This window comes from Clostridium sulfidigenes, assembly GCF_000732635.1.
Classification (GTDB): Bacteria; Bacillota; Clostridia; order Clostridiales; family Clostridiaceae; genus Clostridium_J; species Clostridium_J sulfidigenes.
Window position 1 is genome coordinate 24,621 of sequence record NZ_JPMD01000041.1, and the last position, 17,954, is coordinate 42,574.

At 29.2% G+C, this 17,954-nt stretch carries 14 protein-coding genes; 2 read left to right on the top strand and 12 right to left on the bottom strand.

Annotation, left to right across the window (positions count from 1 at the left end):
• Positions 1-112: 112 nt before the first annotated feature.
• The 7 genes from IO99_RS15575 to IO99_RS15600 all read right to left on the bottom strand — a co-directional run bounded on the left by IO99_RS15575 (position 113) and on the right by IO99_RS15600 (position 7,529).
• Positions 113-1,129, bottom strand: coding sequence for a VanW family protein (locus tag IO99_RS15575; RefSeq protein ID WP_051824219.1), 1,017 nt, complete (start codon positions 1,127-1,129; stop codon positions 113-115).
• A 31-nt stretch (positions 1,130-1,160) separates the two neighbouring features.
• Positions 1,161-1,631 (bottom strand): peptidoglycan binding domain-containing protein, encoded by a 471-nt coding sequence (locus tag IO99_RS18520; protein ID WP_051824225.1) that lies wholly within the window; start codon positions 1,629-1,631, stop codon positions 1,161-1,163.
• A 169-nt stretch (positions 1,632-1,800) separates the two neighbouring features.
• Entirely contained in the window at positions 1,801-3,174 is a 1,374-nt protein-coding gene (locus IO99_RS15580) for a VanW family protein (protein WP_035135086.1), read from the bottom strand.
• 359 nt (positions 3,175-3,533) lie between these two features.
• Positions 3,534-4,712: an acetyl-CoA C-acetyltransferase gene (locus IO99_RS15585; protein ID WP_035135088.1), complete on the bottom strand. Its 1,179-nt coding sequence runs from the start codon at positions 4,710-4,712 to the stop codon at positions 3,534-3,536.
• Between the two features lie 403 nt (positions 4,713-5,115).
• Positions 5,116-6,474 carry a sigma-54 interaction domain-containing protein gene (locus IO99_RS15590; RefSeq protein ID WP_051824230.1) on the bottom strand — a complete coding sequence of 453 codons (1,359 nt, stop codon included), beginning with the start codon at positions 6,472-6,474 and terminating at the stop codon, positions 5,116-5,118.
• 112 nt (positions 6,475-6,586) lie between these two features.
• Positions 6,587-7,126 carry a Gx transporter family protein gene (locus IO99_RS15595; protein ID WP_035135090.1) on the bottom strand — a complete coding sequence of 180 codons (540 nt, stop codon included), beginning with the start codon at positions 7,124-7,126 and terminating at the stop codon, positions 6,587-6,589.
• 10 nt (positions 7,127-7,136) lie between these two features.
• Complete coding sequence (locus tag IO99_RS15600) at positions 7,137-7,529, bottom strand: NusG domain II-containing protein (protein WP_035135092.1); 393 nt, start codon at positions 7,527-7,529, stop codon at positions 7,137-7,139.
• Between the two features lie 359 nt (positions 7,530-7,888).
• On the opposite strand from IO99_RS15600, the gene IO99_RS15605 reads away from it, so the two are divergent.
• Both IO99_RS15605 and IO99_RS15610 read left to right on the top strand, forming a co-directional pair.
• Positions 7,889-8,284 (top strand): FMN-binding protein, encoded by a 396-nt coding sequence (locus IO99_RS15605; RefSeq protein WP_198028602.1) that lies wholly within the window; start codon positions 7,889-7,891, stop codon positions 8,282-8,284.
• A 254-nt stretch (positions 8,285-8,538) separates the two neighbouring features.
• Positions 8,539-9,579: an FAD:protein FMN transferase gene (locus IO99_RS15610; protein WP_035135096.1), complete on the top strand. Its 1,041-nt coding sequence runs from the start codon at positions 8,539-8,541 to the stop codon at positions 9,577-9,579.
• 33 nt (positions 9,580-9,612) lie between these two features.
• Here IO99_RS15610 and IO99_RS15615 read toward each other — a convergent pair whose 3' ends face one another.
• From IO99_RS15615 to IO99_RS15635, 5 genes are all read right to left on the bottom strand, one after another.
• The gene (locus IO99_RS15615) at positions 9,613-12,504 is read right to left on the bottom strand and encodes a hypothetical protein (RefSeq protein WP_035135098.1); all 2,892 of its coding nucleotides are present in this window, start codon (positions 12,502-12,504) and stop codon (positions 9,613-9,615) included.
• Positions 12,505-12,565: 61 nt separating this feature from the next.
• Positions 12,566-13,138, bottom strand: a complete 573-nt coding sequence (locus IO99_RS15620; protein WP_035135100.1) for a helix-turn-helix domain-containing protein — start codon at positions 13,136-13,138, stop codon at positions 12,566-12,568.
• Between the two features lie 406 nt (positions 13,139-13,544).
• A complete protein-coding gene (gene yjeM / locus IO99_RS15625; protein WP_035135102.1) occupies positions 13,545-15,062 on the bottom strand; it encodes a glutamate/gamma-aminobutyrate family transporter YjeM in 1,518 nt (505 codons plus the stop codon).
• A 155-nt stretch (positions 15,063-15,217) separates the two neighbouring features.
• A complete protein-coding gene (locus IO99_RS15630) occupies positions 15,218-16,990 on the bottom strand; it encodes an aminopeptidase P family protein (protein ID WP_035135104.1) in 1,773 nt (590 codons plus the stop codon).
• A gap of 49 nt (positions 16,991-17,039) precedes the next feature.
• Positions 17,040-17,894: a DegV family protein gene (locus tag IO99_RS15635; RefSeq protein WP_035135106.1), complete on the bottom strand. Its 855-nt coding sequence runs from the start codon at positions 17,892-17,894 to the stop codon at positions 17,040-17,042.
• Between the last annotated feature and the right edge of the window lie 60 nt (positions 17,895-17,954).

The following is a 17,954-nucleotide window of genomic DNA, read 5'->3' on the forward strand; positions in this document are numbered from 1 at the left end:
TTTACTATGATAAAATACCCTACAGTATAGACGGATATCTTGTCTATCTATAGGGTATTGATTATTCAAGAATAAATATCTTTATTTTTTCTTTCATTTCTTTATCATAATTTTAGTTACCTGCAGGTTTATCTGTTGGCTTTTCAGCAGGTTTTTCTGCTGGTTTTTCTGCCGGTTTTTCTGCTGGTTTTGTAACAGGAGCTTGTTCTACTTTTTTAGTACCTCTTTTTATTATTTTAGGTAGTGGTACATAAGTATCAGTATTCATAAGATCTGTTGAAACTACATTACCATTTTCATAAGTAGTTCTATATGCCTTAACCTTATATCCCTGAGATCCATTCTGAGTAACCTTTTCTGTTCCTATAGGTAAAGTTGGATCATCCTCATATTTTACTGTTACAGGAATAGTCTCATAGGTTTCTGAGCTAAAACTATAAGTTTTTCCACCCTTAGCTGCAGAGTTAGAATATATATTAAAGGTTACATTTCCACCACCAGTATATCCTTCAATATATATTGGATATTTGTATGGATTTGTAAATACATAATCTATTCCTCCATAAGCAATAGTTGCATCAAGTCCTAATGGAACATATCCTACTGCCATGTTATGATTTAATCTCTGATCTGGAAGAATTCCTGAGTCTAATACTGCATTGTGAAGTGTTGAAGATACTTGGCAAATACCACCTCCATATCCAATCTCCACCTTATTTCCAACATAAACTCCTCCTGGTTGATACCCTTTATCTGCTGTTGTGTCACCCACTATAGTATTAAAACTAAAACTTTCTCCTGGCATTAGTACTATACCATTTACAGTTTGAGCTCCTAGTGATATATTGGTACTTCTACTCCAATCAGAACTTCCAAAGTTAGTAGTTTTAGTTCCAATTCTAGTGTCAATCGTTGATAACTTTTCTTTAGTCTTAGTAGGTACATCTTTTTTTATAGTTGCAGTTACTTCTATGTTTCCTGCTTTACTTTCTGATACCTTAGCATTTATATCTTTAACTAATGCTTGTACATCTAAAGTCTTACCAACTACTTCTTCAGTAATGTTAAATCCTGAGCCTGATTTCGATATAGTAGCGTCCTTTTTAGCAACATTAACTTCACTTTCCATTTTTTTAGCAACAGTATTTATAATTTCGTTATTATAGGTAAATGTTATTGGAAAGTCTTTTTTTTTCAGAACTCTTTATTGCTTTAAACTTGTCAAAATACCCAAGATCTCTATTATGGTTAAAAGCTTCATTTACAGTTTCATCTATATCAAACTCTACATGTAAGTCAGTGTAGTTAATAGCATACTCCTTATCTCCAGCTTTAATTTTAATACTTCTGTTCCCAATTTCATCGTTATATTTACTATTTAGTTCTTGCACAACTTGGTCCTTGGCTTTACCACTTACATCTATTCCTTCAACCTGCACACCTGGCATAATTAAATTCTCATATTTTGATACAGTAGTATGGATGTATGTTGTTGTACCTAAAAATACTAAAAGAACTATAGTTATTACGGAAGAAATTGCTATGATCTTAGCTTTTTTATTAGATTTTTTATTCCCTGGGGTTAGTGAAAGCTTTGATCCATTATCACCCTTCTCTAGATTCATATCCATAGTAACATTCCTTTCATTTTGCAATTAAAAAATTGATTTAACATATAAATTATATCATATGTTAATCATATTTTCATTTATATTATTATTACGATTTCATTACATAATAATTTGCTATTGTAAAATTTTAACATAAGTATTCTATATATGCAATTCCTTACTTATACTCCTATCCATTTCTTCTGATGATTTTATTTACAGGTTCATATATCTCATCATATATTACCTCTTCTTTTACTTCCTTCTTATTTTCCAAGGTTTTTCTATAAACCTTTACCTTATAACCTTTACTGCCTGGATTCTCAACTATTTCTTCCCCCTCATCCAAGGTTATATCCTTTTTATATTCTATCTTTAGAGGTATTTCTTTATAGACTTCACTAATGACTTCATACTTTATATTTTCTAATTCTTTATAAGAATATATATTAAATATTAATTTATTATTTTCTACTATACCATCTATATAAATGGGATATGGTAAAGTGTTTTTAAACTTATAATCTACAATATTATAATAAATAGTTGCATCCATTCCTTTATCAACATACCCTATTGCCATAGAATGATGCGTTCTCTCTGTAGGCAAAATTCCTGCTCTTATTATTGTATTATGAAGAGTCGTAGATACCTGACAAATCCCTCCACCTAATTCAGGTTGAAGCTTATTATCTTTTATAACAGGTGCTTCTACATATCCTTTTTCTTTAGTGCTTTCACCTACTAGTTTATTAAAACTATATTCTTCCTCTGGCATTAAAACTATACCACTTGCTGCTTCAGTTGCTACTTTAATGTTAGTAGCTCTAACATCATCTACAAAGTTTGTACTAAAACTAGATATTATTGTATTAATTCTTTTCAAGTCTTCAGTGCTTATTTCCGGCTTTTCAATACTAATAGGTAATCTGAGAGTAACATCACCTTTATTATTCTCAGTATTACTTTTTACAACTTCTTCAACCTGAGAAATAAAATCTTTTCTATTTATTTCTTCTTTTGAAGAACTATCACTTACTTTCAGTTTTCCATCTTCCTTGATGATAGTTGCATTTTTAACTTCCTTGTTGAGAGTTTTTTCAACTTCATCCAACAAGGAATCTACAAAATTTATATTATAACTATACTCAATATCAAAATCTACTTTTTTAGGATTTTTTATCAATTTATAACCTTCCCTTACAGATAAATCCTTTCCATAATCCAAAGCTTCCATAAGAGTTTCCTGTAAGTTGCTTTTTATATTTAAGCTTTCATAATCAATTTTATATTCCTTATCTTTTACCTTTACCTTAATATCATTATTGATAAGTTCTTTGGTTTTTTCATTTAAAAGCTTTATAGATTCTTCCTTAGTTCTACCACCCACTTCAATTCCTTCTACAAAAACTTGAGGATAAATTTTATCTGCATAACTACCTACGGTACGCTTCATATATCCGTAATAAAATACAAAATATACTACAATAAAAACAACTATTAAAGCAATAATAATAAAAAAAATATTTTTATTTCCTTTTCTTCTCTGCTTTCTTTTTTCCATATAAAATTCTCCTCTCATGGTATTTAAATTAGCTTGTGTAGTATTTCATGAAATATTCTAGCTAAAATAAAAAATCAGCTCATTGTAAATTTACAATGAACTGATTTTTTTTATTTATACTTAAAAAGTTATAGCTAATTAATATTTTTCTTTTCTCGCTTTGCTCGTAAGGAAACTCCTTTTCATTTTGTTCAAATGAGTAAGTTCCCATTACTAAATCATAAGATTTAGATGGTCACTTAAGTTCCACTGACCAAATCATAGATTCTCTTTTCTCGCTTTGCTCGTAAGGACACTCCTTCTCACATTCGTTCGAATGAGTAAGTTCCACTGGCCAAATCATAGATTTGGAGTGTCACTTATCTTTCTATTACTATTGCGATTCCTTGTCCGCCACCTATACATAGTGTAGCAAGACCTTTTTTGTTATCTCTCTTAATCATTTCATAGATAAGAGTAGTTAATATTCTAGCTCCTGATGCTCCAACTGGGTGTCCAATAGCTATTGCTCCACCATTAACATTTACTTTATTCATGTCAAATTTTAAATCTTTAGCTACTGCTAATGATTGTGCTGCAAAAGCTTCATTTGCTTCAATTAAGTCTAAATCTTCAACTGTTAATCCAGCTTTAGATAAAGCTTTGCTTGTAGCTTCGAATGGTCCATATCCCATTATTTGTGGATCAAGACCTGCTGATGCATAAGATTTTATAGTTGCAAGATAGTTAACTCCTAGTTGTTCAGCTTTTTCTTTAGACATAACTATGAACATAGCAGCTCCATCATTTATTCCTGAAGCGTTACCAGCAGTAACTGTTCCACCTTTTTTGAAAGCTGGCTTAAGTTTTCCTAATTTCTCTATTGTTGAACCAAATTTAGGGAACTCATCTGTATCAAATACAATTGGATCTCCTTTTCTTTGAGGTATTTCAACTGGTACTATTTCATCTTTAAATCTTCCTTCTTTTACAGCTTTTTCAGCTTTTAATTGGCTATTTAAAGCAAATTCGTCTTGCATTTCTCTTGTAAGACCCCATTTTTCAGCTATGTTTTCTGCAGTAACTCCCATATGATAATCATAGAACGCATCCCAAAGACCATCTTTAATCATAGTGTCAACCATTGTTGAATCACCCATTCTTTGTCCCCATCTAGATGTTGGTAATACATATGGTGCATTACTCATTGATTCTGTTCCACCACAAAGGATTACATCTGCATCTCCTGATTTAATTGCTTGAGCTGCTAATGTTACAGCTTTTATTCCTGAACCACAAACTTTATTAATACTAATTGCTGTAGATTCTTCTTTTAAACCAGCCTTTAAAGCTACTTGTCTTCCAACATTTTGTCCAAGCCCTGCACTTATAACATTTCCTATAATAGCTTCATCTATAATAGCTGGATCTATTCCTGCTCTTTTTATTGCTTCTTTTGCAGCTACAGCACCAATTTCTGCTGCTGATAATTTTGATAATGAACCTCCAAATGATCCTACTGCTGTTCTAGCAGCACTTACAATAACAACTTCTTTCATTTTTAACTCCATCCTTTTCTTAAAAATTTTTTCTTTAAATAATTCGTTACGTTAGAAACTATTTTATCCCCTGCTTATATATCTACATAGGGTTACAAAGTCTATGTTTATTACTCTTATTTATATAGCAGTTTCCGTGCCAACTTCTACAATCCCCTAAATATCTACTTTCTCGTGAATTAGGGCAAATAACACTGTAAACTACAGTTTACGGTTTTTCCTTAAACAAATCTTTGTTAATATTATAACTTCAATGTTAAATAAATCACCTAAAGCAAAATCAATAATTAGCAGATTTTTTTCATCACTTATTAATACATTTAATCTATTTAAAGGGTTAATTCTCCAAAGTAAAGCACACATGTAAACTTAGTTTACATGTGTGCTTTAGTTTACACTTTTTTTAAAGTTCCATATTAAACCTCTTCATTTTTTTATAAAGACCTTGCCTACTAATACCCAAAACCTTAGCAGTTTCATTTTTATTACCATTAAGTTTCTCTAAAGTTTCTGTAATTACCTGCTTTTCTATTTCTTCTACTATATCTTTAAGTTGTTTATTTTCATAATCAACCTTTCTTTTGTTACAATCTAATATCTTTGCTGGTAAATGCTCTGGTAATATTTTAAGCTCTGTATTAAGTAAATTTATTGCTCTTTCAATAACATTTTCTAGTTCCCTAACATTACCTGGCCAGTTATAACATTTAAGATAATCCAAGGTTTCTTCTGATATACCTTCACTATATATTCCATACTTATTACATAGCTTAACTCTTAATGCCTCTGCAAGTGGTCCCACATCTTCAATTCTTTCTCTTAGTGCTGGAAGCTTAACATGCATAACATTTAATCTATAGTATAAATCTTGTCTAAATTTACCCTCTTGAGTTAACTGTAATAAGTTTTTATTTGTAGATGCTATAATCCTAACATCTATCTTTTTTACATCATTACTACCCACTCTTACAATTTCTCTATCTTGAAGAACTCTTAATAACTTCACCTGCATAAAAAGAGGCATATCTCCTATTTCATCTAAAAGAATAGTTCCTCCATCTGCAAGCTCAAATTTACCCTTCATTCCTGTTTTTTTCGCTCCTGTAAATGCTCCTTCTTCATAGCCAAACATTTCTGATTCAAATAGTTCTGTTGGTATAGCTCCACAATTTATTTTAACAAAGGGTTTTCTGGCTCTTTTACTACTATTGTGTATAGACTGTGCAACTAATTCTTTTCCTGTACCACTCTCCCCTGTAATTAATACAGATGAATCTCCTCTTGCAATCTTCTCAGCAAATTTTATAGCAGTTAAGAAACTTGAGCTATTTCCGATTATTTTATCAAAAGTATAGGTTGCTTTATTCTCTACAGTGAGTTCATTTTTGTAAAATTGAACCTCTTTTTCTAAATGGGATATCTTACTACTTAATATTTTAAAATTATCTATATCTTTAAACATAACTCTACCTATGGCGCCTCTAATTTTTCCATTAATTATTATAGGAACTCTCATAGATATCATTTTATGTTCATTAACCTCTTGAATATCTCCAACTTCTTTAAATCCATTTTTAGCTATAAGATGTAATTTTGTGTTTGGAATAACCTTAGTTACATGTTTACCCTCTGGTTCTTTACAACCTAAAAACTTCTTGTATCCATCTGTCATCATTGTTATAATTCCATCTTCATTAACTACTACAATGTATTCATTTAAACTATTAAATGCAAAATTGAGTATTTCTTCATCAACTCTCATATGTTTTTCCTCCTAAATAAAATACACTATTTTACGTTTCTATATATTAAGTGTAACTATATCCTTATTTAATATATTTATATCCATTTGAGCTATTTTAATTAAACTTATTTTAAAACCAATTGTTATTTACACCAAAAACTTTTTTTAAATGTTCTACTGCAAAATTGCCTGTAATTCCAACAAATATGCCAGTCCCTATCCCTGCCACGCTCATAACAGGTAAATAGAGCATAACACTCATGGTTTTTACTATTAGTGATGCTGCAAGTAATTGTCCTACATTATGAAATACTGCCCCCGCACAACTTACCCCTACAATACTTATCTTTTCTTTTCCAAGGTGTTTTGCAAATACCATAAATATATAACTTAAAATCCCACCAGATAAACTATACATTAATCTAGATATACTTCCTCCAAACATTACGGAAAGCAAAATTCTTAAAAACATGACTAAAAAAGTCTCTTTATAACTTAAGGTGTATAATGCTATTACCGTAATAATATTAGCAAGACCTAGTCTTGTGCCCGGAGTTATAAATGGTACTGGTATCATATTTTCAAATATGTGTAGCACCATGGACATTGCTACTAATAGGGATATATATATCATTTTTCTAATATTTTTACTAGCTTCTTTACTATTCATTTTCTTCACCTCAACGAGAAATTACATCTTCCCCTTCACTACTCTTTTGTTCCCCTACTATTTCAATGATTAACCTATTAGGCAGACATACTATTCTTTCTCCAACCGCTCCTATAAATCCTTCATTTACACATATTTCATCCTTACAATCTGCATCTACAATTCCTATTTTCATATCATGAATTACAACCCTATTAAATCCATAGGAAGATTTAATAGTAAATTCTTCATCTAATCCCTTCGTTAATTCCACTCTCTTTGTCTCTTTGCCATCTATAGAAATAACAGCATAATTTATTCCTTTATAATTACTCTGATAATTTTTTAGCATTATGTAAGGTATAAATGACACTATTAGTAACACTACAATTATTACTATATCCATTTTCTTTATTAATTTCATATTCATTCTTCTCCTATCTAACAATAGTTTAAACAAAGTAATTTTAATCTTTTATTGTTATTATATCAATATGTTCACCTAAATTCCTTAGTGATTAAAAAATTTCAGAAAAATAATCTTTAACCTAAAAAAATATACATACACCAATGTATTTTTATGTTATTAATGTTAACTTTAATCATAAATTGTAAATAATTTTTTAACAAATTTCCTGGAAATATATTTACTATTATTTTAGTTTAGTTTATAATTAAATCATAAAAATAGTATGTTTTTTAAACCAGAAATATTTTTAGGGGGTAACATTAATGAATAAAAAAGTTCTAGCTTTATTATCATCAGTAGTTTTAACTGCTGGAATGTTAGTTGGTTGTGGTTCAAAAGGAATGAAAGATGGAAGCTATAAATCTGAATTTGACACTTTTGATGATCACGGTTGGAAAGGACAAGTTGAAATTACAGTTGCTGATGGAAAAATCACTGATGCTAAATTCGACTATGTAAATGAATCTGGTGATCTAAAGAGTAAAGATGCCGAATATCAAGAAAAAATGACAAAAGTATCTGGAATTGGCCCTGTTGAGTTCTCAACTCAATATGCAGAAGCTCTTGTAGAGAAACAAGACCCTGCAACAGTTGATGCAATAACTGGAGCAACTACTTCTGGAGATGATTTTAAACTTTTAGCCGATGCAGCTATTCAACATGCAAATGATGGTAAAACTGAAACTGCAGTAGTTAAAGCTAAAAAATAGTATTTTCATAAATAGTATAGTAATAAGACTTTAGGATATCCTGAAGTCTTATATTTATTTCTCCATATTTATATAGTTATTACTAGTTTAAAAAATTCTATGTATTTTATATTTAAAAGTTTCACCTAATAAATTATAATGTTATTATTAATATAAAGATATAATTCACTTTAATAATGTTTTAACAATATATAAATTTTTTTATTTAAATATTAAAACTTTATATTACTATGCATATAACTAAGGAGGTCCCTATGAAACTTTTTAAAAAACTTTCTTGCATTTTAGTTCTATTTATAACTATTATTATTGTTGCAGGATGTGCAAATCAAAGATTACCTATTAAGCCAATTACTAAAACAGAGCTAGTCATTGGTACAGTGTGTACCATAACCATATATGATAAAAGTGATACAACTATAATAGATGAATCTTTTGCTCGTTTAAGAGAACTAGAAAATATATTAAGTATAAGTAAGTCTAATACCGAATTGGATGAAGTAAATAATATGGCAGGAATAGAACCTGTTGAGGTTAGTAATGATACTTTTAATGTGGTAAAAAAAGGACTAGAATATTCTAAACTGTCTGGTGGTTCACTAGATATCACTATTGGACCTTTGGTAAAGTTATGGGGAATTGGTACAGATAATGCTAAGCTTCCCTCAGAAAAAGAAATTAATGAAAAAAAGGCTTTAATTGATTATAATAAAATTCAAATAGATGAATCAAAAAAAAGTATATTTTTAAAAGATTCCAATATGATTATAGACTTAGGTGCAATTGCAAAGGGGTATGCTGCTGATGAAATAGTTAAAATTCTAAAAAATGCTGAAGTATCCAGTGCAATTATTGATTTAGGTGGTAATATTTATGTACTCGGTGACAAGATAGATGGTACCCCTTGGAAGGTAGGAGTTCAAAACCCTGAAAAATCCGGTAGTGATACTATTGGATTTGTAAGTGTTAGTAATAAATCTATTGTAACCTCTGGAGTGTATGAAAGATACTTTGAGCAAGATGGTAAAAACTATCACCATATTCTAAGTCCAGATACAGGTTATCCATATGACAACAACATCTTAGGTGTGTCTATATTATCTAATAACTCTATAGATGGTGATTCTCTATCAACTACTTTATTTGCCCTTGGAGTAGATGAAGGTTTAAAACTTATTAACTCATTAGATGATGTTGAGGCAATTTTTATAACTAAGAACCATGAACTATACCTAACTAATGGCTTTAAAAAAGCATTTACCCTTACAAATAATAATTATGAAATAAAAGAATAATAAATGGCTATGGTAATCCCATAGCCATTTATTTTAAACTAATTTATAGCATTTACTATTAAAATATACCATATTATGATCAAGTTGTTTGATATATTTTAATACCTCTACATCTACAAATTTCATAAGAACTTCTAATTCCTCATTCTTTTTAGTAATCTCTTCATGAGATTTTGTCATATCCATCTCTGCTTGCTCAACTATATTTTTATCTATTGTAATATCATTTAGAGTCCCTTCAAATATATCTTTTATTTCTTCCTTTAACTTGTCTGAAAGTCCTCTTAAGTTTTCCATTATGTTATTGCTTAATATAGCAGCAATATTATCCTTATTTTCTATGACTTGATTTTTAATTTTTATTCTAGTACTTTCTGCCTTTTCTTCTGACTTCATAAACATTACCTTAATTCCACCAGCTACTGTACTTAAGAATTTCTCATTTGGTATTACAGTAACTTCATAATTAATACTATTTAAGAATTCATCATGTAATACTAAAAATTCCTTCAGTAGCTCTTCAAGTGGTTTTATATCTATGGGCTTAATTTTACTTGTAAAATCACCATAGGCAGATATTACAGTATCTCTATTATCCTTTATCTTTTCTATAGTCTCTTGATGGTATCCATATAGCTTTGAATACTTAGTTATATAAACCTCAAATTGCTCTAACATTAAATCATATATATTTTTATTACACCAATTTACAATAGTTTCACTAAATATCTTTTCAGCCTTATCCTTAAGTGTTGAAGTTTCTTCTAAGTCATCTATAGCATCTAGCTTTTTCTCTATAAGATCAGGGATAATTATTGATATCTTTTCTTCAGCATATTTTCCTAAAAACTCTATATCACCCTGAATTTTTGTAAGAAATTCATTATAGTTTGATTTAACTTCATCTGCTAGGTTTATATATTCTGATACACATTCCTTAAGGGTATATCTTCTTTCCTTATAAACTCCATTTTTAAATTTTATGTCTTCTCTAATTCCATGTAAAGTTTTATTTATATTGGTCTTAAAGTCATTAAATTTCATACTTATTATGTTTTCTGAAGTTTGTCCTATAAGTGTTTCTAATAACTCTCTAGAATCAGAAAAGTCTTTTTGGTCAAATAATATAATTTCTCTTTTATAATCTAGCATATTTTCCAATAAAGCTTTATTATAACTTAATGCTTCAGCCTTATAATCACCACTTTTTGTATTAATAAGAATAGCCAATATAGAATTGTTACAATCTTCCAATATATGTTTAATATAAGTTACATCAATATCCCTTAACTCTTTATGACCATCTATTACAATAATATTTTTATCTGCCATTTTACCATGAATAGACTTATCATAAGTTATAATACATTTATTAGGATCTCTTAATAAATTATTCTTTGTAATAACTTCACAACTATAATAATCTTTAATATATGATTTTAACTCAAGTTGTTCATTGCTAATAAACACAATATCCTTATCTTGTAAAAATATCTTTTCTCCAACAATATTGTTTAAAGTTTCTTCTACCTCTCTATCTTGAATTGCATTAATACCTATTATTGTTTTTTTACTACTACTTCTAATAAAGTCACTAGTATCAAATTTAGATTCTATACCATAGCTTGTACATATATCTTTTACATTATTATATAAGTATAGCCAAGGATATTCTTTTAAATTATAGTTTTCCCTTTTAGTTCCATCTATAGATATTTCTTTACATTCTTCTATATAATTAAGTAGCTCCTTATTTATATTGAATATATTGATTATGGAAGATAACTTAGTTGAAGTTTCAATTGCTTTTTCATAATTATTGTTTTGAACCGCAGCATTCATTAAATAAAACGCAAAGTCAAATTCATACTCTCTTAAAAATACTTCTTTATACTTTCTTATTCTTATATCTTCATAAATTTCATTTAACACACATACTGCTTGAGAACAATTTATAAAATCTCCGTGTTTATAATCTATAATTTTAAAACTTTGTCTTAGATAACTTAATACTTTAATAAGTTGCTCTTCCTCTTGTCTGATACCTTTGTATAAGCTTAAAATTAAAGTACTCCATTCTACAATTTTAAGATCTTCCATTAATATATTACAGAACTTTATAATCTTATCTACACATTCTATATCTAGGGATTGTGCTTTTGTGCATATAGTATTCATTGCATTTATCCAATGAGGGATACTATCCTTACAATATTCCTCTATTGAGATATCTATGGCATTAGAGTAAGATTTTTCTGTTGTAAAATACTCTACAACATCTATATTTATTCCTTTAAATGAAGATAATATTTTTATTAAATTTCTAGCTGCCTCATTTGCTTTATCTATAATGTTTAATTCTTTACTTGCTCTATATACGCAATAGTTTTTTTGTATGTATAATATTTCTTCTTCTCCAATTATACTTTCATATAAGTATAAAGCTTCTTCAACTTCAACCATATCACCAAGATTTTTTCTTGCCCACATTAATAGTTCAAAAAATACTACTCCACTTTTACATTGAATTTCTTCGGTTTGAAATTTATTTCCACTTTTTAAGAATTCCTCCATGACCTCTATTACTTTAGAAAAGTAATCCTTTGATAATTCAAATTCTTTTCTCTCAAAATATATTTCTCCTAGTGAGTAGTATGATACTATAAGATTTCTAAAATCCTCATACTCCATATTCCCAATTACTTTATAATCTAACTTTTCTATAATTTTTTTAAAAAACTCAGTAAGATTTACTTCATTTACATCTATTCTAAATATGTTTTTAACACACCAGTTATAATAATGCTTTATCATTAAGCAGGGTTCACAGGTAATCTTACTGTCTGTAATATCTAGATAAAAATTCAATTTACCTAAGTTGTTTTCACACTGCTGAAGGAATTTCATCTGTTTTTTTAAAGACAATTCATTCACTCTCCTTATTTTATTTAGTCATACATGACATTTCTCTATAATTTATATGATGTTACTTTTTGCTAGTTGCTGCAGGATTAGGAACACTTGCAACTAAAATTTTGCATATTTTATTAGTATAGTTTGCATAGTTATGATTAATAGAAGATTTAAAATGTGCTGAATCACCGGGGTAAAGATACTGCTTTTCATCATTTATGAATAAAGTTATAATTCCTTCTAATACATATATAAATTCTTCACCTTCATGCTGATAAGTATTTAAATTTTCCTCTGTATTAGTAGGCAATATTTCAATTAATCTAGGCAATATAGTTTTATCTTCAGGATTATTTGATAATACATAGTTAATATGAAGGGCATTATCTATTTTATATATATCTCTTTCGTAACTCTTTTGTATAAATCTTTCTCTCCTCTTACTAGTTGATAGTAAAAAGTAAGATAATTCAACATCTAAAGCTTCTGCTATATTAAGTAAAGAATCTGTAGCTATACTGGTAAGACCTCTTTCTAATTGAGATAAAAACCCAGTAGATAAAGATGTTTTTTCGCTTAGTTCCTTTAATGTCATCTTTTTATTAGTTCTAAGTTCTTTAATTTTGCTTCCTATGATTTTATTCAACCGTTCCACCTCTTTGTTTAATTTAACTTTTTATCTAGAGCCTAGCTGCTTTAACACTGTGGTTAGCCACCATGTAAGGAATAATAATGTCATCAACTAGAGCTACTGACTATTTGAGTATATGTTCAACTAAACTTCAATGGAGATAAAACTCCTTCTAAGCTAAGTTTCACTTGATATTAATATTATTACTCAATACCTAAGCATTGTCTAGCTAAGTTTATAATTTATAAATAAATTTGATAAATATAAATAAATGTTTATAAAATTTTTACCAAAATAAAAGACATATTAAAACTTCTAAAATAATAAATTTTAGATTCAATTGTTTTTATAAAATAAAGTCCAGATATTATTTATCTGAACTTTATAATCTTTAAAACATATTCTTCATTTCAAATTTTTCTTAATCGTTTTTCTTTAAGTTCTTTTCATACCTAGCAAAAAGTACTAAGGCAACTATTGAAAAGACTATTGGTCCTGCAATGCTCCATATAGTTTTAGCCATATCTCCATTCATAGCTGGTTCGATTATTGAGAAAAAGTTAGCAAATCCAACTGTAGCTGTTACTACAATAGTTACGAGTATTATATATCCTTTACCTTTGAAAACTTGGAAAGGTTTCTGTATTCCCTCCCTCCTTTTAAATGATATAAACGCTCCAGACAAAAACATATATGGAATTGTCATAGCTACATTTGTCATGGCTACAAGAATACTAAAGAATTCTTCCATAGCTTCGCCACCAAATCCTACTAATAAAATCATAATTATTACTACTATAGCTTGAATAAGCATTGCATTTACAGGCATACCTTTTTTCATTTTTGCAACTGAATCGGGGAACAACCCCTTAGGAGTTCCTGCTATTAATTGCTTAAGTGGTGCATATGTTAAAGTAAAGAATGCTCCTGTAAGAGCAAGTAGCATTGATAATCCAACAAATCTAGCTATCCAGTTACCAATTTGTACTGAAATAGCTTCAGTTGCTCCAAAGGTTACTCCAAATTGATAACCTAAGTTATTCATTATAAGATAACCTACATTTCCCATGTGAACTATATCTCCATACTTACCATTTGTTCCAAGTATAGCATCCCAATTTGTAAATATTCCAACACAGAATAATCCTACTGCATATCCAACAGCTATGATTATAGCAGATATAGCAAGACCTTTAGGAAAGTTTTTTTCTGGTTCATCCGTTTGATCAACCAATCCTCCAACTACCTCTATACCACCAAAGGCAAATAAAGCAAATACCATAAATGATAATATTGATATTGAACTTTGATAAGCTGGGTTAGGCGATGATATGAAAGTTGTAGAATTAACTATAGGTTGTGCTAATTCTCCACCATTTCCTATTAATATAACTATGGAACCTAGTATTAACAATATATTAAGTGCTGCTACAGCTGTACCTCCTATTGAAGTAATCTTTTTAATTTTTTCTATCCCCTTAGTTGACACGAAGGTAACAAATATAATCCAAAGAACAGCAAGTATGGCAAGCGTTTGACGCCCTCCAAAACCAAATATACTCCATGTACTAGTTGTATCTGTACCATAAATTGCATTAGATAAAGTTACCCATATTCCAGAAGATACATTAACCATCCATATTACCGTTGACGTATACCACATAAATGTCCCTATAAATGCATACTTAGCATTTACCGACTTCTCCATCCATGAATATATTCCTCCGGTTTCATTTTTAAATGCGGCTCCATATTCAGCCATCATAAATGCAAATGGAATAAAGAATAATATTGCAGCTATGATGAAGAAGGGTATTGAACCATACCCCATTAAATAGTATGACCTGGGCATATTATTAAAGCCATATACAGATGTAAAAATCATTAATATCAGTGCTGTGATAGATAACTTTTCTGTACTACCTTTCTTTGATGACATTACTTTTCCTCCTTTGTAGCTAAATTAAGTTTAAAAACTTAATTTTATCTAATTACTTATTAAATAAGTAATCTTATTTTATTTTTCACCATAATAAAATAAATATGTAAGAAAAATAAGAAACCACAAATATCCATTGTGGTTTCTTACTTTTTTTAAATCTCTTTGGTTGCATTTTTTAACCATAAAACCTCATCCTCTAATAAATAGGGACTTAACTTTTCTAATACTTTTTTATGATAATCATTTAACCAAGATTTTTCATCTTCATTAAGTAATGATATATTTATTGCATCTAATTCATAAGGACATAAAGTTAAATCTTTAAAGCACATAAATTTTCCAAAATCATTTTTTTCTTTTTCTTGAACAGCTATTAAGTTTTCAATTCTTACCCCATGTTTATCAGCTTTATAAACTCCAGGTTCATTAGATACTATCATGCCTTCTTCTAAAGCAATTGGATTTAATTCTCTTCTTATCCCCTGTGGACCCTCATGTACATTAAGTAAATAGCCAACTCCATGTCCTGTTCCATGTTTAAAGTCTAATCCTTTGCTCCAAAGAGCTCTTCTTGCTAAAACATCAAGACTACATCCCGGAGTTCCTTCCAAGAATATTGCTGTAGACAGATTTAGATGTCCTTTTAAAACTAAAGTATAATCTTCCTTTTCTTCTTCTGTAAGTTCACCTAGGGCTATAGTTCTTGTAATATCCGTAGTTCCATCTAAATATTGAGCTCCAGAATCTACTAGGAACAATCCTTTTGGTTGTAGTTTCAGACTAGACTCTTCAGATGCTTTGTAGTGAATTATAGCTCCATGAGGACCATATCCCGCAATGGTATCAAAGCTTATATCTATAAAATCCTCACCTTCCGCTCTAAGTTTTTTTAGTTTTTCAGCCGCTGATATTTCTGTTATCTCTTCATTATTTACATTTTCTTTTACCCACTTTATGAACTTTACCATAGCTATTCCATCTTTTATATGGGCATTTTCTATATTTTTAAGCTCTACAGAATTTTTTCTAGCTTTTAAATCCGTAGTTATATTCCTTTTCTCTATTGTGTTAACTTCTTTATTTATAGATTCCTTAAGCCATACATTAGTTTTGCTTGGATCAAAGGTTATATTTCCTTTAATTAACTTAAGATCTGATACTATGTCATTATAATCTTTTATAGATATTGATTTGATACTTAATAGATTTATAATTTTTTCATTTAATTTTTCCTTATCTACATATAGAATATACTTGTCATCACTAATTAAGAAATAACTTAAGAATACAGGATTACATTCCACATCTCCGCCTCTTAAATTTAGAAGCCATGCTATATCATCTAAAGATGCTAATAATAAGTTATTTACATTAATATTTTTCATTTCTTCTTTTACTAAAGTTAGCTTTTCTTCTACAGTTTTTCCTGCATAAGAATCTTCATGAATAAATATTTTTTTATTAGGCATAGTTGGCCTGTCTTTCCAAATAATATCAAAAATATCTTCTTCAGGTTTTGTTTTAATCCCTTTTTCTTGAAAAGCTTCTTCTAAATCATGAAGCTGAGAAACTGTAAACACCTTTCCATTAAAGCTGACAGTACCTCCTGTTTTCACATTATCACAGATCCATTGTGTATAGGTTTTAACATCTGGTTCACCCATACGTTCTAGTATGTATTCTGTACCTTGAATTTGTTGTTCCCCTTGAAGGAAATACCTTCCATCTACCCATAAATGAGCTTCTTTCTCCGTTATAACAACTGTTCCAGCAGATCCAGTAAATCCTGAAATCCATTGTCTCACTCTAAAATAGTCACTTACATACTCACTTCCATGATTATCTGAACTTGGAATAATAAAAGCGTCTATACTTCTTTCTTTCATTAAACTTCTTAAACTTTCAATTCTTGATTTAATATCCACTTTAACATCTCCTTATAAAATAAATTTTATTAATGTTTAAATATCAATCTTATTTTTCAGTATAATAAACAACTCCTACAGTTTTAGGTCCTACATGACAGCCTATCACAGGCCCAATGCATTGTATATCTACATCTATACCTAATATTTCTTTGATTTTATTAGCTAGAGCCCTTCCTTCTTCTTCACAGTTTATGTGATGAACTATTACCTGTCCAAGTCCTCTATTTTTTATATCCTTTTGTAATTTTTCTATAATTTTAAGTATTGCCTTCTGTTTTGTTCTAACTTTATCAAAAACTGAAGTCTTTCCAGCTTCTACAGTAAGTATAGGTCTAATTTGAAGAAGTGCTCCAAATAAAGCGGCTGCTCCTCCTATACGACCACCCTTTTTCAAATATTCTAAAGTATCTGGTACAAATAAAAACCTACTCTTACTCTTTATAGCCTCTACTCCAGCTATAACTTCCTCCATAGATTTACCTTCCTGAGCCAGTTTTGCTGCTTCTAAAACTGCATATCCCATTTGCATACAGTTAGATGCTGAATCTATAACTTCCATCCTAGCCTTAGGGTATTTGTCCATTATCATTGTTTTTATTAGTTGATTACAAGTAGCATATGTACCACTCATTTCTGAGGATATAAAAACTCCTAATGCTTCATGTCCTTCACCTATAACCTGGTCAAAGCTATTAAACAAATCATCTACACTTGGTTGAGATGAAGTAGGTATACTATCTAACTTCTCCAAGGTTTTATAAAACTTATCATTTTCAATTTCTATTTCTTTATTAGCTATATTATTTATAACAACACCTAAAGAAACTACAGTAATATCATATTTTTCTATGAGCTCCTTTGGTATATAACTAGTACTATCTGTTATTATTTTTATACTCATAAATCTTGCCTCCAAATAACAATAATTATATGCTTATTATTAATTATAATCATAATTAAT